Raw genomic sequence first — 22,365 nt, forward strand, 5'->3', positions numbered from 1 at the left:
CGCGTGCACTTTCCATCGGCCGATGGAGTGCCTAATTGCGCAGACTAACCGCCTAACGACCCTGGAGACCTAGCTATACCACCGCCTTATCCGCGCCGCGCGCAAACGCCGCCACAGTTCACCGGCCCGCGCTACAATGAATTCATCCAGTCGCAGAAAGTGCGGGTGATCGATGAGAATGGCGAGAATTTGGGCGTGATGTATACGCGCGAAGCCTATGAGCAGGCGGTGAGCGTGGGCCTCGACCTGGTCGAGATCAGCCCCAACGCCGACCCGCCCGTCGCCAAGTTCCTCGACATCGGCCGCTTCAAGTACGAGGCCCAGAAGAAGGCGAACGAGCAGCGCAAGAAGCAGAAGACGCAGGAGATCAAGGAGATCAAGATGCGTCCGAACATCGACGACCACGATTATGACACCAAGATGAAGAAGGTGCACGAGTTCATCGAGGAGGGCGACAAGGTGAAGGTCACCATGCGCTTCCGCGGTCGTGAGCTCAGCCACGGCAACCTCGGCATGGCGGTGCTCCAGCGCGTCGCGGAAGCGACGGCGGAGATCGCCAAGGTGGAGGCCTATCCGCGCATGGAAGGCCGCCAGATGTTGATGGTGCTGTCGCCTAAATAGCGGTCTACCGGCCCGATCGGATGCACGCGTCGAGGCTAGCTTCGGGGCGCGCTTTCGCATGGCCACCGCACGCCGACGCCAGTGTGGCCTTTGAGCGACAGTCTCGATTCAAAACCTGAGAATCTGCCCTGGATCGTAGCGTTTAGTCCCATTCCGGACTAGGGGGCGCCAACTTCGTAACCGAAGAATCCACCTGGAGAGAGATGCACATGCGCGCTTCCGCGTTCCTGTTTTCCGTCGCTGCCATTGCGGTCGCCACCCCTGCGCTGGCGCAGAACAACACGGCCGAGACCCCGCAGCAGACCCAGCCCACGCCGGACACCACCGCCGCGTCGACCGAGCAGGCGGCCGACGATGCGACCCAGGACATCGTCGTGACCGCGCAGGGCCGCGCGCAGGCGCTGGCCGACGTGCCGGTCGCGATTTCCGCCGTAACGGCCGAGACGCTGCAGAACTCCGGCGCCAACGACATCCGTCAGCTCAACCAGCTGGCGCCGTCGCTGCTCGTCTCCTCGACCGGCTCGGAAGCCAACGGCTCGCCGCGCATCCGCGGCATCGGCACGGTCGGCGACAATCCCGGGCTGGAGAGCTCGGTCGTGGTGTTCATCGACGGCGTCTATCGGTCGCGTTCGGGCATCGGCCTCAACGAGCTGGGCGAGATCGACCGGATCGAGGTGCTGCGCGGACCGCAGGGCACGCTGGGCGGCCGCAACTCGTCGGCGGGCCTGATCAGCATCATCAGCAAGTCGCCGTCCTTCGACCGCTTCAGCGCGGGCGGCGAAGCGACCTACGGCAATTACGATTTCCTGCGGCTGGCAGGCGGGATCAACGCGCCGCTCGGCGAGTCGATCGCGGCGCGCGTCGACGGTGTCTATGTCCAGCGCGACGGCTTCTACCGCGACCCCGCGAACAACACCCGCGTTAACGACCGTGACCGGTATTTCGTGCGTGGCCAGCTGATGTTCGAGCCCACCAGCGACATCCGTTTCCGCCTGATCGGCGACTACAGCAAGCGTAAGGAAGCGTGCTGCGGCGCGATCTATATCGATCGCACGGTGAACCCGGCAGTCGGCGACCTCAACAACGCGACACCGCAATCGGCGACCGGCGGAATCCTCCTCACCGGCAACACCAACAACATCATCAACGTGCTGCGCGACCTGGGGCAGAACACCGCCGCCTTCAACCAGGGTTATTCGCGCAACCTGTCGGTGACGCCGGGCCGCAGCTATGACGGCACGACGCGCGATTGGGGCGTGTCGGGGCAGCTCGACTGGGATTTCGGCAACGTCAACCTGACCTCGATCACCGCCTATCGCGACTATTATAACGAGCAGGGTTCCGACACCGACTACAGCTCGGTCGACATCCTGTACAACGCCGCCGACGGTAACAACCGGCGTGCGTTCAAGACCTTCACTCAGGAAGTGCGCCTCAACGGCGAGGCCTTCGGTGGCACACTCGACTGGCTGATCGGCGGATTCTACGCCGACGAGAAGTTCCGGGGTAAGAGCAACCTGCGGTTCGGCCGGCAGTATGGCCAGTTCGCGGCATGCCGTGCGGTTACCGGCGGGGCGCTCGGCGCCTTCTACTCGCCGACGACACCCGGCTGTTTGTCGGCGACCGGCCGTGGCGCGGTCGCGAGCGGCGCGGTCACCGGCTCCGCCGCCAGCGGCGGCGTTCTGCTCGGTGCCTTCGACCGGCTCGCCTCGATCAGCGATCGTGGCAGCACCATCGACCGTTACAATCAGGACAGCCGCAGTTTCGCGGCCTTCACGCACAATATTGTCCATCTGACCGAGGGCGTCGATCTCACGCTCGGCTTGCGTTACACCAACGAGCGCAAGCGCTTCTCGGCGACGTTCGGCAACGACAACACCGCCTGCGTCGCACAGCAGGCGGCGCTGGCGCCGTTTCTCGCCACCCCGCTGGCGGCGACTGCCGGCGGCATCATCAGCCTGACCTGCCAGGGTAATTCGACGTCCGAGCTGAACGGGGTCAGCATCTCCGACAGCCGCAAGGAAGACGAGTTCACCGGCACCGCGATCCTGTCGTGGAAGCCGATCGACGACCTGCTGGTCTATGGCAGTTACTCGCGCGGCTATAAGGCGGGCGGGTTCAACTTCGACCGCTCGGCGTTGAAGGGCCCGATCCAGAGCTTCGCGAGCTTTGGCGGCGGCAACAGCCAGGCGGGCGCGCAGGCGCTGGTCAGCAACCTCCAGTTCGATCCCGAAAAGGTGAGCGCGTACGAAGTCGGCGCGAAATACTCGACCGGTCCGTTCAGCCTGTCGGTTGCGGGCTTCCGCCAGGAGTTCAAGAACTTCCAGCTGAACACCTTCGACGGCACCGTGTTCATCGTCCAGAACGTCAATGGCTGCACCGAAAGCCTCGGTGGCGCGGATCGCGATCAGAGCAAGTTCACCGGCGCGCCGAACTTCAACGCGGCTGCGACGGCGACCGGCGCGTGCGCGGCGGACAACATCGGCTATGGCGTGGTGTCGCAGGGCGTCGAGCTGGAGGCGTCGATGGTGCCCGCGCGGAACTTCCGGGTTTCCGCAGGCCTGACCTATGCCGACACCAAGTACCGCGAGAACCTGGTCGGCACCAGCAACGGCGCGCCGCTCAACCAAGCGCTGCGCAAGCTGCCGGGCGACAATCTGTCGAACGCGCCGCAGGTGGTGGTGACGGGCTCCGCGGCGTGGACTCCGGACATCGGCAGCACGGGCCTGTCGGCGCTGTTCTATGTCGATACGCGTCTGTCGGGCGACTACAACACGGGCTCCGACCTGTTCCCGCAGAAGGAGCAGGACGGGTTCGCGCTGGTCAACGCCCGCATCGGCCTGCGCGGACCGGACGAGCGTTGGGCGATCGAGTTCTGGGGGCAGAACATCCTCAACCAGAACTATGCGCAGGTGGCGTTCAACTCGCCGTTCCAGGAGGGTGGCGTCTCGACCACGACCGCGTTCGCCGATCCGCAATATCCGGGCGGCCGCCAGATCTTCTCGCAGTTCCTGGCGGAGCCGCGGACCTATGGCATCACGCTGCGCGGGCGGTTCTAAGCTCGTTTGACCGATTAGGAGGGCCGGCTCGCCAGCAGGTGAGCCGGCCCTTTTCTATGCCGGCGGTTGCCACAGCTCGATGGCGTTGCCTTCGGGATCGTGGATGCGGGCGAAGCGGCCGGTCTGGGGGTCGTCCCAGTCAGGCTTGGTGACGACCTCGATACCGGCGGCGGTGAGGCCGGCGATCAGCGCGTCGATGTCGCTGACCCGCAGGTTGAGCATCCACTGCTTGTCGGCGGCGAAATAGTCGGTGTCGGCCTTGAACGGCGCGAACACCGTCAGCCCGCCCTGTGCCTGCCAATACCATTCGCTGCTGGTCTCGGTCGGATCGGACGCGCAGCCTGCGCCGATGTTGAGGTGCTGGCGATACCAGGCGTTGAGCGCGTCCGGATCACGCGCGCGGAAGAACAGGCCGCCGATGCCGAGTACGGGCATGAGGTACGCTCCTAGGCCGCCTGCTCCCATGCCTCGCCCGCGGCGGCGGCGGCGAGCCGGCGTTCGAGGGTCCGCAACCGGGCCGTGCCGTCGAGCTTATCGCCGGTCAGGTCGGTCAGGTAGAAGGTATCCACCGCGCGCTCGCCATAGGTCGCGACATGGGCGGAGTGGATCGTCACCTTGGACTGGAACAGCGCCAGCGCCAGCTGATTGAGCAGCGCCGGGCGATCGCGCGCGTTCACCTCGACCACCGTGAAACGGTTCGACGCCTTGTTGTCGATCAGCACATTGGCCTGGATCGCGAAGGCGTCGGCGCGGGGACGGGCCGCCGGCTTCGCGACCAGCCGGTCGGCGAGCTTGCCGCGATTGGCGAGCGCGTCGCCGATCATCGTCTTCAGCCGCGCGAGCTGCGCCGGATCGTCGAACGGCCGGCCCCAGGGGTCCTGAACCAGGAAATTGTCCACCGCCATGCCGTCGCGCGTGGTGTGGATGCGGGCGTCGATGATGTTGCCGCCGGCGACGTGGATCGCGCCAGCGATGCGGTAGAACAGGCCGGGGTGATCGGCGGCGCAGACCGTGACCAGCGTCGCCCCGCGCTGTGCATAGACCTGCGCGTCGATGGCGAGCGGTGCTTCGGGCTGCGACGCGATGAACCGCGCGTTGTGGGCGAGCACGTCGTCGGGTTCGGCGACCCAATAGGCCTCGGGGAAGCGGCGGACGAAGGTTCCGAAGCGGGCATCGTCCCAGCCGAGCGCCGCCTGCAGCTGCGCGTGCTTGGCCGCGATCCGTTCGGCGCGCCCGCGCTGCTTGTGGCCGAGCCGCAGCACCTCTTCGGCGGCCTCGTACAGGTCGGAGAGGAGCTGCCGCTTCCAGCCGTTCCAGGTGCCGGGGCCGACCGCGCGGATGTCGACGGTGGTCAGAAGCATCAGCAACCGCAGCCGCTCGGGGCTTTGCACCGCTTCGGTGAAGTCGAGGATGGTCTTGAAGTCGCTGAGGTCGCGCTTGAAAGCGGTGGCCGACATCAGCAGGTGGTGACGAACCAGCCACGCGACCGTCTCCGTCTCCGCCGGCGACAGGCCGAAACGCGGGCACAGCCGCTCCGCCACCTGGGCACCCAGGATCGAATGGTCGCCGCCGCGCCCCTTGGCGATATCGTGGAGGAGAACCGCGACGTAGAGCACGCGCCGCGACACCACCTGCGCCATGATCGCGCCGGCGAGCGGATGGTCCTCGTCGAGCAGGCTACGCTCGATCCGAGACAACAGGCCGATCGCGCGGATGGTGTGCTCGTCGACGGTGTAGTGGTGGTACATGTCGAACTGCATCTGCGCGACGATGCGGCCGAAATCGGGCACGAAGCGTCCGAACACGCCTGCCTCGTTCATCCACCGCAGCACCAGCTCCGGGTCGCGGGGGGAGGTGAGCACGTCGAGGAACAGCGCATTGGCGCGTTCGTCGCCGCGATAGTCGACGATCAGCTTCGCGTCGCGGGCGGCCGCGCGCATCGTCAACGGGTGGATCTCTAGCGTGTGCTGATCGGCGAGCGCGAAGAGGTCGAGCAGTCGCACCGGGTCTTCGGCGAAGAAGCCGTCACGCGGTAGCGCCAGGCGGCCGCGGTCGAGGACAAAGCCGTGCAGCCGGCTCGGCGAACGGCGGATGGTGGGCAGCCCGAAACGCCGCCCGCGCGCGGCGAAGCTTTCGTCGAGGTGCGCCAGGAAAACGCCGGTCAGATCGCCGACCTGCTTGGCCTGCAGAAAGTAGAACTGCATGAAGCGTTCGACTGCCGACTTGCCCGGCCCATCGCGGAACCGCATCCGCGTCGCGACCTCGCGCTGAACATCGAAGGTGAGGCGGTCCTCCGCCCGGCCGGCGATCAGGTGGAGGTGGCAGCGCACCGCCCACAGGAAATTGTCGGCGCGGTGGAAGCGGCGGTATTCGTCGGGCGAGAACAGCCCCTTGCCGACCAGCTCGCCGGCGCGGACGACGTCATGGACGTACTTGCCGATCCAGAACAACGCGTGGAGATCGCGCAGGCCACCCTTGCCCTCCTTGACGTTGGGCTCCACGACATAGCGGGTATCGCCCATCTTGCGGTGGCGGGCGTCGCGCTCGGCGAGCTTGTCGGCGATGAACTGGCGTTCCGAGCCGCGCTGGACCTCCGCCTTGAAGCGGCGCTGCGCCTCGGCGTGGAGCGACTGGTCGCCGGCGACGTAGCGCGCCTCAAGCAGCGCGGTGCGGACGGTAACGTCGGCCTTGGCCTGGCGGATCATCTCATCGAGCGAGCGTGTCGACTGGCCGATCTTCAGCCGCAAATCCCATAGCGCGTAGAGCATCGATTCGATGATCTGCTCGCCCCAGCCGGTCTGCTTGCCGGGGGTGATGAAGCCGATGTCGACGTCCGAATGCGGCGCCATCTCGCCCCGACCATAGCCGCCTACCGCCAGCAGCAGCAGGCGCTCGCCCTGCGTCGGATTGGAGAGCCGGTGGAGGCGTTCGGTGGTGAAGGTGAACAGCGCCCGCAGGACCGCATCGACCAGGTAAGCGCCGGCGTTCGCCGCCTCCAGCCCGCGCGAGGGCGCGAGCGCCAGGCGACGCGCGATCTCCGCCCGCCCGACGTCGAGCGCCGCCCCGAGTTCCGCCACCGCCGCGCGGCGCAATGCCGGCGTGTCCTGTTCGGGCAGCGCCAGCAGCGCCTCCGTCAGCGCGCGTCGGTCGACGATCGCGCGGCGGTGGGGAAGGTGATCGAAACGGCCGCTCATCGGCGCGACCCTAGCGTCCACGCACGTTTGGCGCAAAACGGTCGCATCGCGGGACTCTCACCTGAGCGGCGGATTAGACGCGCTCCTGACTGGAATTGACGATGACCAAGTCGCGCGGCCCGCTTCCCCATGACATCCAGCCCCCCGACGTGTTCCTGACGGGCGTGGCACTGCGCCGTAGCTACCTGACCGGCCCGGGCGGTACGCCGGAAGAGGCGGAACTCGCCCGCCTGATCGCGACGGTCGAGCAGCCGGAGAAGACCCGGCTGCACTTCGGACCCCTGCCGCCCTTGCAGCGCGACTAGGGTTCGCGCGCCAGCGCCTTCAGTCGGTACAGCATGTCCAGCGCCTCGCGCGGGGTCAGCGCATCGACATCCAGGGCCTCGACCTCGGCGCGTACCGGATCGCGTTTCGCCTCCTCGCCAGCCTGGATCGCGGCGAACAGCGGTAGGTCGTCCAAACCCGCCGCCAAGCCACCGGTCCGTTGCCGGCCCGCCTCCAGCTTGGCGAGCACCGCCTTGGCGCGCGCGACCGTCGCCGGGGGCATCCCCGCGAGGCGCGCGACGGCAAGGCCGTAGCTGCGGTCGGCCGGACCCTCGGCGAGCTCGTGGAGGAGGACCAGCTCGCCCTTCCATTCACGCGCGCGGACGTGATGGAGCGACAGCGCCTCGCAGCGTTCGGCGAGCCGGGTGAGCTCGTGATAATGGGTCGCGAACAGGCAGCGGCAGCGATTGTCCTCGTGAATCGCCTCCACCACCGCCCAGGCGATGGCCAGCCCGTCATAGGTGGAGGTGCCGCGCCCGACCTCGTCGAGGATGACGAAGGAGCGCGGCGTCGCCTGCGCCAGGATTGCGGCGGTCTCGACCATCTCGACCATGAAGGTGGAGCGGCCGCGCGCGAGGTTGTCGGACGCACCGACGCGGCTGAACAGGCGGTCGACCAGGCCGAGCGTGGCGCTGGTCGCGGGCACGTAGCTGCCGGCCTGGGCGAGGACGGCGATCAGCGCGTTCTGGCGGAGGAAGGTGGACTTGCCGCCCATGTTCGGGCCGGTGACGAGCCACAGGCGCGACGCTTCGGACAGGCGGCAATCGTTGGCGACGAAGCGCGCGCCGGACTTCGCCAGCGCGGCTTCGACCACGGGGTGGCGACCGCCCTCGATCTCGAAACAGGCGTGATCGACGAGCCTGGGCCGGGTCCAGTTGCCCTCGGCCGCGCGCTCGGCGAGCGCGGCGGCGACGTCGAGGCGGGCGAGCGCGTCGGCGGTGGCGGCGATCGCTTCGCGCGTGGCGAGCGCGGCGGCGGTGAGCTCCTCCAGATGCGCGGCCTCGGCGGCCAGCGCGTGCGTACCTGCTTGCGAGACCTGGGCGGCCACCTCATGCAGTGCGGGGGTGTTGAAGCGGACGACGCCCGCCAGCGTCTGGCGGTGGGTGAAGCCGGAGTCGGCGCGCATCAGCGGGTCGGCGGCGCGCGCGGGCACCTCGACATGATAGCCGAGCACGTTGTTATGGCGGATCTTCAGCGTGGCCACAGCGGTCTGTGCCTTCAGCTCCGCCTCGAGCGCGGCGATGGCGCGCCGGCCGCCGGCGCCGGTGTCGCGCAGCGCGTCGAGGGCGGCGTCGTAGCCGGCGGCGATGTAACCGCCGTCGCCCGCCTCGATCGGCGGCGAGGGAACCAGCGCGCGGCGGAGCAGGTCGATCAGCGCGCCATGACCGCGCAAGGCCGGGCCGAGCCGCGCCAGCAGCGCGGGCGGGTGGGCGATACGGTCGAGCTGTTCGCCCAGCGACCAGGCGGCGTCGAGGCCGTCGCGGAGCTGGCCGAGGTCGCGCGGCGAGCCTCGTCCGGCGGCAAGGCGTCCTAGCGCGCGGCCGATGTCGGGGGCGGCGCCCAAGGCGATACGCAGACGTTCCCGCAATACACCGTCGTCATGCAGCAGCTGCACGAGATCGAGACGCGCCTCTATGACCGCGCGGTCCATCAATGGGGCGCCCAGGTCCGCCGCGAGCAGCCGGGCACCGGCGCCGGTGACGGTACGGTCGATCGCGTCGAGCAGCGAACCCTTGCGCTGGCCCGTGGCGGTGCAGGTCAGCTCCAGGCTTTCGCGCGTCGCGGCGTCGATCGCCATCGTCTCGGCGGCACGGCGCAGCACGGGGGGACGGAGGAAGGGCAGGGCGCCCTTGCCGGTATGTTCGAGATAGGCGACGAGCCCGCCCGCGGCGGCGAGACCGGCGCGGCTCCACTGGCCGAAACCGTCGAGGGTGGCGACGCCATAGAGGCGCCGCAGCCGTTCCTCGCCGGCGGCACTGTCGAAGTCGGTACGCGGACGGGTGACGGTCGCGCCTGCCGCATCCCCGGCGTCGGACGCGACCACCTCCGCGGCCTGCAGCCGGGCCAGTTCTGCCGCCAGGCCGGAGGTGGTGGTGTCGATCACCTCGAACCGGCCGGTGGACACGTCGGCGGCAGCCAGCGCCATGCCGCCTGCAACCTCGCCGATCGAGACGCACCAATTGTCGGCGCGCGAGTCGAGCAGCGCCTCCTCCGTCAGCGTGCCCGCGGTGACGAAGCGGACGATGCCGCGTCCGACCAGCGCCTTGGCGCCGCCGCGCGCCTTGGCGGCGGCGGGGCTCTCGATCTGTTCGGCGATGGCGACGCGGTGGCCGGCCTTGATGAGGCGCGCGAGGTAGGCTTCGGCCGCATGAACGGGAACACCGCACATCGGAATCCTGGTACCGTCATGCTCACCGCGCGCGGTGAGCGCGATATCAAGCACTTGTGCGGCAATCTTCGCGTCGTCGAAGAATAGTTCGAAGAAGTCGCCCATGCGGTAGAACAGCAGGGAGTCGACCGCTTCGGCCTTGAGCGCGAGATACTGCGCCATCATCGGGGTGGGAGCCTGGGTCGCCATCACCACCCCGATACGGCGGGAACGCCGCCAACGGAACCGCTCAGCGTGGCGCGTTCACCATCCCGAACACCTCGGCGTAGCGGCCCTCGCGTTCGGCGAAGCGCAGCATCTTCACCCGCTCGACCAGGTTTTCCGGCGCCTGGGCGTCGAACTGCGCCATCGTCTCGGCGATGTATTCCTGGAGCGGCATCGAGCGCGGGCTGGCGGCGTGGCCTTGCATCAGGTCGGTCGCGACGGCGGGGGGCGCGACCTCGATCACCTCGATCGGCGTGCCCCGGAACTGCTCGCGCAGCGACTGGGACCAGCTGTGGATCGCCGCCTTGGTCGCGCAATAGGTCGGCGTCGCCGCCATCGGCACGAAGGCAAGCCCTGACGATACGGTGACGATCGTCGCGCTCGGCTGCCGCTTGAGCTGGGGCAGCAGCGCGGCGGTGAGGCGGATCGTGCCCAGCAGGTTGGTCGCGACGATCGCCTCCGCGTCGGTGAGATCATAAGGATCGGCTGTCATGTCCTCTTCGCGCATGATGCCGGCATTGTTGACCAGCACGTCGAGATCGGGATGGGTCCGTGCCAGCGACACGGCGGCGGCCGCGATCGAAGCACGATCGGCGACGTCGAGCACCAGCGTGTCGATGCCTGGAGCCGCGGCGGCGACCGCGTCCAGTGTCTCCTGCCGGCGTCCCGCAATGACCACGCGATTGCCGCGCGCGTGGAATTGTTCGGCGAGCCCGCGGCCGATGCCGGAGCCGCCGCCGGTGACGAGGATGGTGTGTCCGGTCGGCTGCATGACGTGTTCCTTGTTGCGTTGGGCGGCGATAGCCGGGCAATTGGTGATGACGCGTGGAAATGGAAAGCCCGGCGCGACCAGGAGCCGATCATGTCCGACGACCAGTCCCTGCAATTCTCGGAGCGTGAGGCGCTGCTGTTCCATTCGGAGGGACGACCGGGCAAGATCGAGATCGTCGCGTCCAAGCCGATGGCGACACAGCGCGACCTGGCGCTCGCCTATTCGCCGGGGGTCGCGGTGCCCGTCAAGGCGATCCACGACGATCCTGCGACCGCCTATGACTATACCGCCAAGGGCAATCTGGTCGCGGTGATCTCCAACGGCACCGCGATCCTGGGGCTCGGCAATCTCGGGGCCTTGGCGTCCAAGCCCGTGATGGAAGGAAAAGCAGTCCTCTTCAAGCGCTTCGCCGACGTCGATGCGATCGATATCGAGCTGAAGACCGAGGACGTGGACCGGTTCATCGACGCGGTCGAGCTGATGGAGCCGACCTTCGGCGGCATCAACCTGGAGGACATCAAGGCGCCCGAATGCTTCATCATCGAGCAGACGCTGCGCGAGCGGATGAACATCCCCGTCTTCCACGACGACCAGCACGGCACCGCGATCATCACCGCCGCCGGGCTGATCAACGCGTGCCTGCTGACCGGTCGCAGCCTTGCCGACGTCAAGGTGGTGGTGAACGGCGCAGGTGCGGCGGCGATCGCGTGTACCGAGCTCATCAAGGCGATGGGGGTACGCGGCGACAACGTCATCATGTGCGATCGCCAGGGCGTGATCTATCAAGGCCGCGAGGAGGGCATGGACCAGTGGAAGTCCGCGCATGCCGCGATCACCGACGCGCGCGACCTGACGCAGGCGCTGGTCGGGGCGGACGTGTTCCTGGGGCTGTCGGCGGCGGGCGCGCTCGGGCCGGAAATGGTCAAGGACATGGCACCGGCACCGATCATCTTCGCGATGGCCAATCCGGAACCGGAGATCAGGCCCGAGCTCGCCAAGACGGCGCGGCCGGACGCAATCATCGCGACGGGGCGGTCGGACTACCCCAACCAGGTCAACAACGTGCTCGGGTTTCCCTTCATCTTCCGCGGCGCGCTCGACGTGCGCGCGACGGGGATCAACGACGCGATGAAGATCGCCGCCGCGAACGCGATCGCCGAACTGGCGCGCGAACGGGTGCCGGAGGAGGTGGCGATCGCCTATGGCGTCATGCATTCCTTCGGTCCGGAGTATATCATCCCGGCGCCGTTCGATCCGCGGCTGATGGAAGTGGTGCCCGCCGCCGTCGCCAAGGCGGCGATGGATTCAGGCGTGGCGACCAAGCCGATTCTCGACCTCGCCGCCTATCGCCAGTCGCTGCGCGCCAGGCTCAACCCGACGACCTCGGTGCTGAGCCTCGCCTATGACGGCGCGCGGGCGCACCCCAAGCGGGTGATCTTCGCGGAAGGCGAGGAGGAGGTGGTGCTGCGCGCCGCGATCGCGTTCCGCGAGGGGGGTTACGGCACGCCGGTGCTGATCGGGCGCGACGACGTCTACGAGCGGCTGGCGGCGCTGGGGGTGAAGGATCCGCAGGAATATGAGGTGCATAACAGCCGCACCTCGCCGCTGGTCGCAAGGATGCAGGACTTCCTGTATCAGCGCCTGCAGCGGCGGGGCTTCCTGCGCCGCGATGTCGAGCGGATGATCAATCAGGAGCGCAACGTCTTTGGCGCGGCGATGCTGCAGTTGGGCGAAGCGGATGCGATGATCACCGGCACGACGCGCACCTGGGCGCAGTCGATGCGCGAGATCCGGCGGGTGATCGACGCCGAGCCGGGACGCACCCCGTTCGGCATCCACATCCTGGTCGGCCAAAGCCACACCGTCTTCATCGCTGACACCACCGTCAATGAACGCCCGACCGGCGAACAGCTCGCCGACATCGCCGAACAGACCGCTGCGGTCGCCCGGCGCATGGGGCATGAGCCGCGCGTCGCGTTCCTCAGCTATTCGACTTTCGGCAATCCCGAGGGGCGTTGGCTGGAAGGGGTACGGGCGGCGGTCGGCGTGCTCGACGGCCGGCAGGTCGGGTTCGAGTATGAAGGGGAGATGGCGCCCGACGTAGCCCTCAACCCCAAGCAGCTTGCGCGTTATCCCTTCGCGCGGCTGAGCGGACCCGCCAACATACTGGTCATGCCCGGGCTGCAATCGGCCAACATCTCGGCCAAGCTGCTGCGCGAACTAGGCGGCGACGACATGATCGGGCCGATGCTGATCGGGATGGAAAAGCCGGTGCAGATCGCGCCGATGACCGCGACCGCGAGTGAGCTGGTGACGCTGGCGGTGCTGGCCGCGGGCGGCATTGCCCGGTGAGCCGCGTCTGGGCGGCGTTGCTGATCGGCTGCATGGCATGCATCGCGTCCGCCCAGCGCAAGCCGCCCGCGCCGCAGACGAAGCTCCCGCCGCTGCCGCCGGCCGTCATCGACGACAGCCTGGCGATCGGCGGCGAAGCGATCGACGGGCGCAAGACGCGCTCGCGCATGACGGTCGAGGTGCAGGTCAACGGCCAGGGGCCGTACCGTTTCGTGGTCGACAGCGGCGCCGATACCTCTGTGATCGGGGCCAAGGTCGCGGGCGCCTTGGCGCTGCCGCCGGGCCGGCCGGTGATGCTGCACTCGATCACCGCCAGCAAGCGTGTGCAGCAGGTGCGGGTGGAGCGGCTGAGCTTCGGGCAAAGCGCCATCCACGATCTGGAGCTGCCGGTGCTCGACGAGGGCGACCTCGGCGGCGCGGGGATGATCGGGATCGACGCGCTGGTCGAGCAACGGCTGCTCCTCGATTTCGACAAACGGGTGATCAAGGTGGAGGACGCGCACCGGCCGGCACAGCGGCTGGACGGCGAGATCGTCGTCGTCGCGCGTCGTCGCAAGGGACAGCTGATCCTGACGCAGGCGCGCGCCAACGGGAAGCCGGTGGACGCGGTGATCGACACCGGATCGGAGATCACGATCGGCAATCTGGCCCTGCGCAAGCAGCTGCTCCGGCGCACGGATAAGGTCACCACGATCCAGGTCACGGGCGTCACGGGAGCGACGATGAACGTGGAACTCGCGCGGGTGGGCGAACTGCGGCTCGGGCCCGTGCTGCTGCGCGACGTGCCGGTCGCCTTTGCTGACGTGCCGCCCTTCAGACTGTTCGGATTGTCGGAGCAGCCAGCGCTGCTGCTCGGTACCGATTTGATGGAGACGTTTCGTCGCGTGTCGCTGGACTTTCGCGCCCGTAAGGTGCGGTTTCAGCTCAAGCGCTGCAGGTCCCAAGGTGTGCTGTTGAGTACGTCCTTTTCCGGATCGACATCGCGAGTGTCGGCCGCAACCGGAAACAGCGCCGCGTGCCAGTGAACGATCAGGCGGCGCATTGCTCCCGCATCGCCATCGCGGCCTGTACCTGGCCGGCGGTGAGACCGTAGTCGGCGAGGGCGTAGCGGTGACGATGGAGCTGGTGGCGGCGTGAGCGGTCCAGCTCTTCCTGCATCGCCATGTGCACGGCGGCGGTGAGCGGCAGGCGCAGGTGGTCATAGACCCGCCCTATTTCGCTCTCCCAATTCGCAGTCATGGCGTCATAGTCGATCCGTAGGTGCGGCACGGCGGCGCGACGGAGCGTCGCCTCCGTGCGTTCGTGACGGAGGGCGACCTTGCGCAGCGTCTCGCGACCGAGCCAGTGCGGGCAGACGGCCGTGGACTGCAGCTCCATCTGATTGCGGGCTAGCGAAGCCGAGGAGGCGACCACCGGCACGGGATTCCGGTCGAGGCGGAGTATCGTCGCGTCCGGGAAAACCCGGAGTATCGCGTCGAGATCCTGGGCGAATTGCGGAATCTTGAGGACGTGGGCGCGGGCGCCGTCGTCGCCGCGCAACCAGGTGACGGTCTGCAAAAGTCGGCGGAACTCGCGATAGACCGGCGTCGGATCGGTGCTTTCCACTTCGGCGGTGAAGGCGGGAACGCGCCATTGCGTCTCGAATGCTGCCCCGAAGATCGAGATGGCATGCCAGCCGATCTGCTCGTCGGCCGCGTTCCAGCGGGTCGGATGGATCGCCGCGAAGTCGGGGTTGAGCGTGCGGGTCAGCGCGAGTCCGAGCCGCGCCCGCCACACGCGGTCGTCGAACCAGCCCCTGTCGAGGGTGCGTGGGACCGGATTCCAGCTCTCGAAAAAGCGCGTGGCGGCAAGACGCGGGTCGCGCGCGAGCAGCCGCTGCAGCCGGGTGCTGCCCGAACGCATCTGCCCGACGATGATGATCGGCGGGGCGAGCGGCTGATCGAGGATCGCGGGGTGGCGCGCCCATAGCCGTTCGAGCCGGACCCGGTCGCGGAGCGCAGCGGCGAGCTGGCCATAGGCCATCGTTCGGCCGAGCGGGGTCAAACGAGCGGTCTGCTCCAGCGCCTCGCATAGCAGGAACAGGCGGTGCCGCCACCCCGACGGGTCGGGAAGGTCGCTCGCGGCCGTCGCCGCGAGCAGCGCCGCCGGATCGAGCGGCGGGCGGGTGGCCAGCCCTTTGGACCAGAGCCACTCCAACGCCGCATCGGCGACCCGCAGTCGTCGCCGGCGCGGATCGCTCGATCGAGCAGATTGGAAGGACTCGGCGGCGGCGCTGGGATAGACGTCTTCGATCACCCGGCTTCAACGCGACGGGCTCGGCATTGTGCCGGGACGGGAGGCACTTACGCGTCGATGCTGGTGCCGAGCGCGGCGTTGACCAGGCCGCCGTCGACCACGATCGTGTCGCCGACGACGTAATCGCCCGCGCGGCTGGCGAGGAAGATGGCGGCGCCGGCCATGTCCTCGTCGACCCCGATCCGCTTCGCCGGGATGCTCCTGGCGATCGCGTCGCCGTGATCGCGCGCCGCCTTGTTCATCTCGCTGGCGAAGGCGCCGGGCGCGATCGACGTGACGTTGATCGCGTCCTGGATCAGCCGCGCCGCCATCCGCTTGGTGAGGTAGATCAGCGCCGACTTGGACGCATGGTAGCTGTACGTTTCCCAAGGGTTGAGGCGCAGGCCGTCGATCGAGGTGATGTTGATGACCTTCGCCGGGCGCTCGCGCGACGCCGCCGCTTTGAGCGGTCCGTGCAGCGCCTGGGTCAGGAAGAAGGGCGACTTGACGTTCAGGTCCATGACCTTGTCCCACCCCTTCTCCGGGAAGTCCTCGAACGGCTCGCCCCATGCCGCGCCGGCATTGTTGACGAGGATGTCGAGCTTGGTCTCGTGCTCGGCGAACTGGGCGGCGAGCGCCTTGCCACCGGCGACGGTGGAGACGTCCTGCGGCAGCGCCACGCACTGTAGCCCGAGCTCTTCGGCGGTCGCGAAGCAGGCGTCCGCCTTGCGCGACGAGATGTAGACCTTGGCGCCTTGGGCGATGAAGCCGGCGGCGATCATCTTGCCGATGCCGCGCGAGCCGCCGGTGATGAGCGCGGTGCGGCCGTCGAGGCGGAACAGGTTGGTGGTGTCCATGATCTTCTCCTTCGTATTCTCCTCCCGCAAGCGGGAGGAGAGTTCTAGCCGCCGCGCTTGAGCGTCTCGCGGGCGATGATGATCTGCTGGATCTGGCTGGTGCCTTCATAGATGCGGAACAGCCGGACGTCGCGGTACAGCCGCTCGATGCCGTAGTCGGCAATGTAGCCTGCACCGCCATAGATCTGCACGGCGCGGTCGGCGACGCGGCCGACCATCTCGCTGGCGAAGTATTTGGCGGCGGCGGACTCGAGAACGACGTCTTCGCCCCGGTCCTTCTTGGCCGCGGTCTCCAACACCATCGCGCGGGCGACCAGGGCTTCGGTCTTGGAGTCGGCGAGCATGCCTTGGATCAGCTGGTGCTCGGCGATGGCCTTGCCGAACTGCTTGCGCTCGGTGGCGTAGGCGACGCAGTCGGCGATCAGGCGCTCCGCGACGCCGACGCAGACGGCGGAAATGTGGAGCCGCCCGCGGTCGAGGACGCGCATCGCGATCTTGAACCCTTCGCCGGGTTGGCCGAGCAGGTTCGCGGCGGGCACGGGCACGTCGTCGAAGATGACGTCAGCGACCTTCGCCCCTTTTTGACCCATCTTCTTTTCGGGCTCGCCGATGCTGATGCCGGGCAGGTCGCGCGGCACCAGGAAGGCGGAGACGCCGCGCCCGCCCGGCTCCTCGCCGGTGCGCGCCATGACGGTGAACAGGTCGGCCTTGTCGGCATTGGTGATGTACCGCTTGGTGCCGGACAGCCGATAAACGTCGCCGTCATGGACCGCGCGCGTCTTCACCGAGCCCGAATCACTGCCGACATCCGGCTCGGTCAGTGCAAAGCTGGTCACCACCTCACCCGACGCGATGCGGGGTAGCCATTGCGCCTTTTGCTCGGGGGTGCCGGCCATCACCAGGCCCTGGCTGCCGATGCCGACATTGGTGCCGAAGTTGGAACGGAAGGCAGGCGTGGTCCGGCCCATCTCGATCGCGACGCGGCATTCCTCGACCATGTCGAGGCCGAGCCCGCCATGTTCCTCGGCGATGGAGAGGCCGAACAGGCCCATCGCCTTCATCTCGGCCACGACCGTATCGGGGATGGCGTCATTGGCTTCGACTTCGGCCTCCAGCGGACGCAACCGCTCGGCAACGAAACGCCGGACGGTGTCGATCAGCTGGTCGAAGGTTTCTGGGTCCAGCGCCATGAGTTCTCCTCGCCCCGCGTCCTAATCAGCGCCCGGCCGATCGGCAAGCGAGCAGACCGCATCTTCCAAGGATGGCGGCGTTGACCCAAGCCTGCGCCATACTATGGTTCCGAAAATCACAGGAGAGATGCCGATGTCCGGCCGGTTCGAAGGCAAGCGCGCGGTCGTGACCGGAGCCGCGTCGGGGATCGGGCGCGCGACTGCGCTGCGGCTGGCGGACGAGGGGGCCGAGGTGTTCGTCGGCGATATCGACCGGGCGGGTGGCGAGGCGCTGGTCGTGGAGGCTGGCGGGCGCATCGCGTTTCGCCCGACCGACGTGACCGACGTCGCGCAGATCGAGGCGTTGATGAGGGCCGCGCATGAAGCTGGCGGGCTCGACCTGCTTGTCAACAATGCCGGTGCGGGCGGCGCGCGCGAGAAGATCGGCGAAGTGGCCGCCGAGGATTGGGACCGGACCCACGCGCTGCTGCTGCGATCGGTGGCGATGGGCATCCGCTATGCGGCGCCGCTTATGGCGGAGCGGGGCGGCGGCGCGATCGTCAACATCTCGTCGATCTCGGCGCTCGCCTCGGGCTATGCACCGATCGCCTATTCGACCGCCAAGGCCGGGGTGATGCACCTGTCGCGCGTCGCGGCGGCGGAGCTGGCGGCGCAGAACATCCGCGTCAACGCGGTGCTGCCGGGCTTCATCGTGACCAACATCTTCACGAGCTCGGTGGGTGTGCCCGCAGAGCATGTTGAACCGGTCAAGCTGGCGATCGCCGGCGGTGCCGCCAAGGCGCAGCCAGTCGCACGCGCCGGCCGTCCGGAGGACATCGCCGCGGCAGTCGCCTTCCTGCTCAGCGACGAGGCGAGCTTCGTCACCGGAACGCACCTGCTGGTCGACGGCGGCATGTTCGTCGGCACACGGCCGAGCTGGGATCCGGACGCGCCGAGCATGATGTCGGCGCTGGACGCGTTTCGATGACGGCGCCGGTGCCGCCCGCGCGCAAGCTGCCGCAGCGGGTCGTCACCGCCTATGGCTTCGGCGCGGTCGCCTATGGGGTGAAGGACGCAGGGTTCGGCACCTTTTTGCTGCTGTTCTACAATCAGGCGGTGGGGCTGCCGGCGGCGACGGTCGGGCTGGTGATCGGTGCGGCCCTGCTGATCGATGCGTTCGTCGATCCGGCGGTCGGCTTCCTGTCGGATCGCACGCGCAGCCGCTGGGGGCGTCGGCACCCGTGGATGTATGCCTCTATCCTGCCGATCATGGTCGGCTATGTGCTGTTGTGGATGCCGCCCGCCGCCTCGCCGACGGCGATGCTGGCCTGGCTGTTCGTCTTCGCCGTGCTCGTTCGCACCGCGGTGTCCTGTTACGAAATCCCTTCGGTGGCGCTGACCGCCGAGCTGTCGGGCGACTATGACGAGCGTACGCGCATCCTCGCGTGGCGCTATCTGTGGGGCTGGGTCGGCGGGCTGTCGATCGGGCTGTCGGCGTGGCTGTACTTCCTGCAGCCGACGTCCGCGTTTCCCAACGGGCAGCTCAACCGCGATGCTTATTTCGGCTATGGCGTCGTCGCCGCGCTGCTGATGGGTGTCGCCATCCTGGTCTCGGCGCTCGGCACCCACCGTCAGATCCCGCTGCTGCCCCAGGCCGGCGCGCGCACCGCGCAGACATTGCGTGAAGGTTTCGCCGAGCTGCGCGAGGCGTTCCGGAACCGCGCCTTCCGCATCCTGATGCTGGCGGCGCTGTGTGCGTACATCAACCAGGGCGTGATCTATGCGCTCAGCATCTACACCAGTACGCATCTGTGGGGCTTCGTGCCCGCGACCTTCATCATCCAGGGCGTGACGCTGATGACCGCGGCGATCGCCGCCTTCGCCGTGGCGCCGCGGTTGGGCAAGAGGTGGAGCAAGCCCGCGATCGCCTCGCGCGTGGTGCTCGCCGGTGCGGTGTTCGTGACCTTGCCCTATTGGCTTCGCTTGGCGGGTGTGCCGCTGTTGCCGGGTAACCCGGTGACGATCCCGCTGGTGCTGGTGATCGGCATGATCGGCACCGCCTGCAACATCACGGGCTTCATCCTGGGAGCGTCGATGATGGCCGATGTGGTTGAGGATTCGGAGGAGCGGACCGGACGGCGCGACGAGGGGCTGTTCTTCGCCGGCAGCTTTTTCGTCCAGAAGTGCACCAGCGGCGTGGGCATCTTTCTGGCCGGGCTGATGCTGGCCGCCGCGGGTTTCCCGGCGAAAGCCGTGCCGGGAACGGTGCCGGTGGAGGTGCTCGACCGGTTGGCGTTGATCCATGCCGGCACCTACCTGCTGGTCGCGTGCCTCAGCGCCTATGTGTTCCGCCGTTTCCCGTTCGGCCGGTCGGAGCATGAGGCGCGGCTGGCGCGACTCGCGGGCGGCGCGCGGCCGCTGCCCGCCGACTGACCTGGATCAACTCGTCGCCGGTGCCGGTCGCCTCGTCGGAGGCGCTCGAAGCGAGTCGGTGCTTCATCGGCGCGGCGAAACGACTCGTCGGATCAGAGACTTGGGCGGGTTGGCAGCTGGCGGGCCGGTGCGTAGCGAACCTCCAACAGCAATCTTTTGAGCCGGGGGGTTCAAGTGCGAATTGGTTCTTTTGCAGCGCGTTTCGCGCTGGTGGTTTCGTGCGGCCTGATGACCGCCGCTCCCGCCGCGGCGCAGTTCTGGCAGTGCGCCCCCTTTGCCCGCACGGTGTCGGGGATCGAGATCCGCGGCAACGCGAATACCTGGTGGGGGCAGGCCGCCGGCCGGTACGAGCGCGGCAAGAGGCCCAAGCCTGGCGCGGTGCTCGCCTTTGACTCGACGCGGCGGATGCGGGTCGGGCACGTCGCGATGGTCAGCCGCGTGGTGAGCGAGCGCGAGGTGCTGCTGACCCACGCCAACTGGTCGCGGCGCGGTCGCGTCGAGAACGACGTCCGCGCGATCGATGTGTCGGATGCGGGCGACTGGAGCCGGGTCAAGGTCTGGTATCAGGGTTCGATGGGCATCACCGCGCATCCGACGCGGGGGTTCATCTATGGCGACCGCGCGAGTGCCGAGGTGCAGGTCGCCGCGGTCGCGGGCAAGACGCGCAAGGGCTGACGTCGCAGCCGAATACGTTGTCACCCTGAACTTGTTTCAGGGTCCATGCGCGCCATCAACCGCGGGGTTGTTTGGCAAGCCGTCGCGCATGGATGCTGAAACAAGTTCAGCATGACGGAGGTTGCTACGCCCTGCCCGGCATGAAGGTCATCGCGACGCCGTTCATGCAGTAGCGTTTGCCGGTCGGCTTAGGGCCATCGTCGAAGACGTGGCCGAGATGGCCGCCGCAGCGGCGGCAATGGACCTCGACCCGCTCGGTCATCAACGATCCGTCGACGCGCGTGCCGACTGCGTTGGGCAGCGGCGCCCAGAAGCTGGGCCAGCCGGTGCCGCTCTCGAACTTCGTGCGCGAGGTGAAGAGCGGCAGCTTGCAGCCGGCGCAGGCGAACACGCCGGCGCGCTTCTCGGCGTTGAGCGGGCTGCTGCCGGGTCGCTCCGTGTCTTCGTGGCGGAGCGTGCGATACGCGGCCGGGGACAGTCGCTTGCGCCACTCCGCGTCGGTGAGTTGGAAGGCGAACTTCTCGTTCGACTTTGCCGAAGCGCCGCCGCAGCCGCCAAGCGCGATGCCGGCGAAGCCGAGGCTGGAGTAGCCGAGGAGGTGGCGGCGGGTGGGCTTCAAGTGGGTCATGGTTTGGATATAGGCCCGCTTGAGCCGTTTTTCAGTACCGGTGCTCCACCTGAGCCGTCATGCTGAACTTGTTTCAAGCATCGACGCGCATCGGCGACCGACCGGCCGACGTCGGCCGTCGCGCATGGACCCTGAAACAAGTTCAGGGTGACGAGTGTCAGTATTTGGAAATCTCCACCGGCAGCTTGCGATAGCCGTGGACGAAGCAGGCGGCGACGCGCTCGGGCTCGCCGATCACGTTGACGCGCATGCGGCGCTTGGCCATCTCGTCCAGGAGGACGCTGATCTGCAGCTCCGCCAGCCGGGCGCCGACGCAACGGTGGATGCCGTGGCCGAAGGCGAGGTGCCGCCGCGCATTGGGACGATCGACGCGCAGGATGTCGGCATCCTCGCCGAACACGGTCTCGTCGCGGTTGGCCGACAGATACCAGAGCGCGAGCTTGTCGCCGGCCTTGATCTGCTGGCCCATCAGCTCGGTGTCCTGCGTCGCGGTGCGGCGCATGTGCGCGAGCGGCGTCTGCCAGCGGATGATCTCCTGCGTGGCGTTCTGGATCAGCGACGGGTCGGCCTCCAGCTTGGCGCGCTCCTCCGGAAACAGGTCGAGGCCATAGGCGGCGGCGGACATCGAGTTGCGCGTGGTGTCGTTGCCGCCGACGATCAGCAGGATCAGGTTCCCGATGAACTCGAAATGGTCCATCTCCGCCATCGCGTCCGAATGGATCATCATCGAGATGAGATCGGGGGTCTGCGGCTTGCCGACCTTGCTGTTCCACAGGTTCTGGAAATAGGCCCCGCATTCGTACATGTGCTGGAGCCGCTGCTTGCGCAGCTCCTCGTCCTTGACGATCTCGATATCGCCCGCCCAGTCGGACCAGAAGGTCAGCTTGCGCCGGTCCTCCCACGGGAAGTCGAACAGGATTGCCAGCATCTGCGTGGTCAGTTCGATCGACACGGTGTCGACCCAGTCGAACGGCTTGTTCCAGTCGAGCGTGTCGAGGATGTCGCCGGTGCGCCGCCGGATGTCTGCCGACATGCGCGCCATCTCGCTGGGCGTGAAGGCGGGCGCAACCGTCCGGCGCTGGCCGGTATGGACGGGGCGGTCGCGCGCGATGAACATCGGCATGCGGACATCGGAGTCGGGGAGGAAGTCGGCGATGGTGATGCCGCCGGCCTCGGACGAGTAGAGGTCGGGCAGCGACTCCACCTCGACGATCGGCTTGTAGGTGGAGACCGACCAGTACGGCCCGTAGCTGGAATGCTCGCAGCGATAGACCGGCGCCTCGGCGCGCAGGCGCTTGAACGGGGCGGGCCAGGTGTCGTCGCGGTAGAGCTCGGCGCGGCTGACGTCGAGCGGGTCGACCGGGCGGGATTGGCTGGTGTCGGGCGCCAGGGTGGCCATCATGCTCTCCTTTTG

Annotated in this window: 17 protein-coding genes; 8 read left to right on the plus strand and 9 right to left on the minus strand. The window is 67.9% G+C overall.

Translation table 11 applies throughout. The features are described 5' to 3' along the window. Positions 1-75 precede the first annotated feature (75 nt). Both infC and VFQ64_RS14320 read left to right on the plus strand, forming a co-directional pair. On the plus strand, positions 76-621 hold the full coding sequence (infC, locus tag VFQ64_RS14315; RefSeq protein ID WP_325104051.1) for a translation initiation factor IF-3: 546 nt from the start codon (positions 76-78) through the stop codon (positions 619-621). A 209-nt stretch (positions 622-830) separates the two neighbouring features. Beyond that, positions 831-3,680, plus strand: coding sequence for a TonB-dependent receptor (locus VFQ64_RS14320; RefSeq protein WP_325104023.1), 2,850 nt, complete (start codon positions 831-833; stop codon positions 3,678-3,680). Between the two features lie 54 nt (positions 3,681-3,734). Here VFQ64_RS14320 and VFQ64_RS14325 read toward each other — a convergent pair whose 3' ends face one another. Next, a complete protein-coding gene (locus tag VFQ64_RS14325; protein WP_325104024.1) occupies positions 3,735-4,115 on the minus strand; it encodes a VOC family protein in 381 nt (126 codons plus the stop codon). Between the two features lie 11 nt (positions 4,116-4,126). After that, on the minus strand, positions 4,127-6,874 hold the full coding sequence (locus VFQ64_RS14330) for a [protein-PII] uridylyltransferase (protein ID WP_325104025.1): 2,748 nt from the start codon (positions 6,872-6,874) through the stop codon (positions 4,127-4,129). Positions 6,875-6,975: 101 nt separating this feature from the next. On the opposite strand from VFQ64_RS14330, the gene VFQ64_RS14335 reads away from it, so the two are divergent. Beyond that, positions 6,976-7,179, plus strand: a complete 204-nt coding sequence (locus VFQ64_RS14335) for a hypothetical protein (RefSeq protein ID WP_325104026.1) — start codon at positions 6,976-6,978, stop codon at positions 7,177-7,179. Here the strand turns inward: VFQ64_RS14335 and mutS are convergent. Together mutS and VFQ64_RS14345 are read right to left on the minus strand one after the other, a co-directional pair. Continuing rightward, positions 7,176-9,752 (minus strand): DNA mismatch repair protein MutS, encoded by a 2,577-nt coding sequence (gene mutS / locus VFQ64_RS14340; RefSeq protein WP_325104052.1) that lies wholly within the window; start codon positions 9,750-9,752, stop codon positions 7,176-7,178. The genes VFQ64_RS14335 and mutS overlap by 4 nt on opposite strands. Before the next feature lie 64 nt (positions 9,753-9,816). Next, positions 9,817-10,563, minus strand: a complete 747-nt coding sequence (locus tag VFQ64_RS14345) for an SDR family oxidoreductase (RefSeq protein WP_325104027.1) — start codon at positions 10,561-10,563, stop codon at positions 9,817-9,819. Between the two features lie 90 nt (positions 10,564-10,653). Between VFQ64_RS14345 and VFQ64_RS14350 the strand changes: the two genes are divergently transcribed. Next, positions 10,654-12,915, plus strand: coding sequence for an NADP-dependent malic enzyme (locus VFQ64_RS14350; protein ID WP_325104028.1), 2,262 nt, complete (start codon positions 10,654-10,656; stop codon positions 12,913-12,915). Beyond that, positions 12,912-13,940, plus strand: a complete 1,029-nt coding sequence (locus tag VFQ64_RS14355; protein ID WP_325104029.1) for a retroviral-like aspartic protease family protein — start codon at positions 12,912-12,914, stop codon at positions 13,938-13,940. Before VFQ64_RS14350 ends, VFQ64_RS14355 begins: the two co-directional genes overlap by 4 nt. A gap of 4 nt (positions 13,941-13,944) precedes the next feature. Here VFQ64_RS14355 and VFQ64_RS14360 read toward each other — a convergent pair whose 3' ends face one another. Genes VFQ64_RS14360 through VFQ64_RS14370 form a run of 3 tightly spaced genes read right to left on the minus strand, consistent with a single transcriptional unit; the run spans position 13,945 to position 17,236 of the window. Beyond that, positions 13,945-15,210, minus strand: coding sequence for a sulfotransferase (locus VFQ64_RS14360; RefSeq protein WP_325104030.1), 1,266 nt, complete (start codon positions 15,208-15,210; stop codon positions 13,945-13,947). Positions 15,211-15,257: 47 nt separating this feature from the next. Then, on the minus strand, positions 15,258-16,046 hold the full coding sequence (locus VFQ64_RS14365; protein ID WP_325104031.1) for an SDR family oxidoreductase: 789 nt from the start codon (positions 16,044-16,046) through the stop codon (positions 15,258-15,260). A gap of 44 nt (positions 16,047-16,090) precedes the next feature. Next, positions 16,091-17,236 carry an acyl-CoA dehydrogenase family protein gene (locus VFQ64_RS14370; RefSeq protein ID WP_325104032.1) on the minus strand — a complete coding sequence of 382 codons (1,146 nt, stop codon included), beginning with the start codon at positions 17,234-17,236 and terminating at the stop codon, positions 16,091-16,093. A 133-nt stretch (positions 17,237-17,369) separates the two neighbouring features. On the opposite strand from VFQ64_RS14370, the gene VFQ64_RS14375 reads away from it, so the two are divergent. The 3 genes from VFQ64_RS14375 (at position 17,370) to VFQ64_RS14385 (ending at position 20,323) form a co-directional block, all read left to right on the plus strand. Further along, positions 17,370-18,203 (plus strand): SDR family NAD(P)-dependent oxidoreductase, encoded by an 834-nt coding sequence (locus VFQ64_RS14375; protein ID WP_325104033.1) that lies wholly within the window; start codon positions 17,370-17,372, stop codon positions 18,201-18,203. Beyond that, positions 18,200-19,648 (plus strand): MFS transporter, encoded by a 1,449-nt coding sequence (locus tag VFQ64_RS14380; protein WP_325104034.1) that lies wholly within the window; start codon positions 18,200-18,202, stop codon positions 19,646-19,648. The genes VFQ64_RS14375 and VFQ64_RS14380 overlap by 4 nt, the downstream gene beginning before the upstream one ends. Before the next feature lie 228 nt (positions 19,649-19,876). Further along, positions 19,877-20,323 (plus strand): CHAP domain-containing protein, encoded by a 447-nt coding sequence (locus VFQ64_RS14385; RefSeq protein ID WP_325104035.1) that lies wholly within the window; start codon positions 19,877-19,879, stop codon positions 20,321-20,323. 124 nt (positions 20,324-20,447) lie between these two features. Here VFQ64_RS14385 and msrB read toward each other — a convergent pair whose 3' ends face one another. Further along, complete coding sequence (gene msrB / locus VFQ64_RS14390) at positions 20,448-20,951, minus strand: peptide-methionine (R)-S-oxide reductase MsrB (protein WP_325104036.1); 504 nt, start codon at positions 20,949-20,951, stop codon at positions 20,448-20,450. Between the two features lie 157 nt (positions 20,952-21,108). Then, complete coding sequence (locus VFQ64_RS14395) at positions 21,109-22,350, minus strand: cytochrome P450 (protein ID WP_325104053.1); 1,242 nt, start codon at positions 22,348-22,350, stop codon at positions 21,109-21,111. Between the last annotated feature and the right edge of the window lie 15 nt (positions 22,351-22,365).

This window comes from Sphingomonas sp. (genome assembly GCF_035714405.1).
Lineage (GTDB): Bacteria > Pseudomonadota > Alphaproteobacteria > Sphingomonadales > Sphingomonadaceae > Sphingomonas.

Bases quoted from the DNA above. Each gene is read 5' to 3' on its own strand.
- VFQ64_RS14320 (WP_325104023.1), top strand. From the start codon at position 831: ATGCGCGCTTCCGCGTTCCTGTTTTCCGTCGCTGCCATTGCGGTCGCC.
- VFQ64_RS14325 (WP_325104024.1), bottom strand. From the start codon at position 4,115: ATGCCCGTACTCGGCATCGGCGGCCTGTTCTTCCGCGCGCGTGATCCG.
- VFQ64_RS14330 (WP_325104025.1), bottom strand. From the start codon at position 6,874: ATGAGCGGCCGTTTCGATCACCTTCCCCACCGCCGCGCGATCGTCGAC.
- VFQ64_RS14335 (WP_325104026.1), top strand. From the start codon at position 6,976: ATGACCAAGTCGCGCGGCCCGCTTCCCCATGACATCCAGCCCCCCGAC.
- mutS (WP_325104052.1), bottom strand. From the start codon at position 9,752: ATGATGGCGCAGTATCTCGCGCTCAAGGCCGAAGCGGTCGACTCCCTG.
- VFQ64_RS14345 (WP_325104027.1), bottom strand. From the start codon at position 10,563: ATGCAGCCGACCGGACACACCATCCTCGTCACCGGCGGCGGCTCCGGC.
- VFQ64_RS14350 (WP_325104028.1), top strand. From the start codon at position 10,654: ATGTCCGACGACCAGTCCCTGCAATTCTCGGAGCGTGAGGCGCTGCTG.
- VFQ64_RS14365 (WP_325104031.1), bottom strand. From the start codon at position 16,046: ATGGACACCACCAACCTGTTCCGCCTCGACGGCCGCACCGCGCTCATC.
- VFQ64_RS14370 (WP_325104032.1), bottom strand. From the start codon at position 17,236: ATGGCGCTGGACCCAGAAACCTTCGACCAGCTGATCGACACCGTCCGG.
- VFQ64_RS14375 (WP_325104033.1), top strand. From the start codon at position 17,370: ATGTCCGGCCGGTTCGAAGGCAAGCGCGCGGTCGTGACCGGAGCCGCG.
- VFQ64_RS14380 (WP_325104034.1), top strand. From the start codon at position 18,200: ATGACGGCGCCGGTGCCGCCCGCGCGCAAGCTGCCGCAGCGGGTCGTC.
- VFQ64_RS14385 (WP_325104035.1), top strand. From the start codon at position 19,877: ATGACCGCCGCTCCCGCCGCGGCGCAGTTCTGGCAGTGCGCCCCCTTT.
- msrB (WP_325104036.1), bottom strand. From the start codon at position 20,951: ATGACCCACTTGAAGCCCACCCGCCGCCACCTCCTCGGCTACTCCAGC.
- VFQ64_RS14395 (WP_325104053.1), bottom strand. From the start codon at position 22,350: ATGGCCACCCTGGCGCCCGACACCAGCCAATCCCGCCCGGTCGACCCG.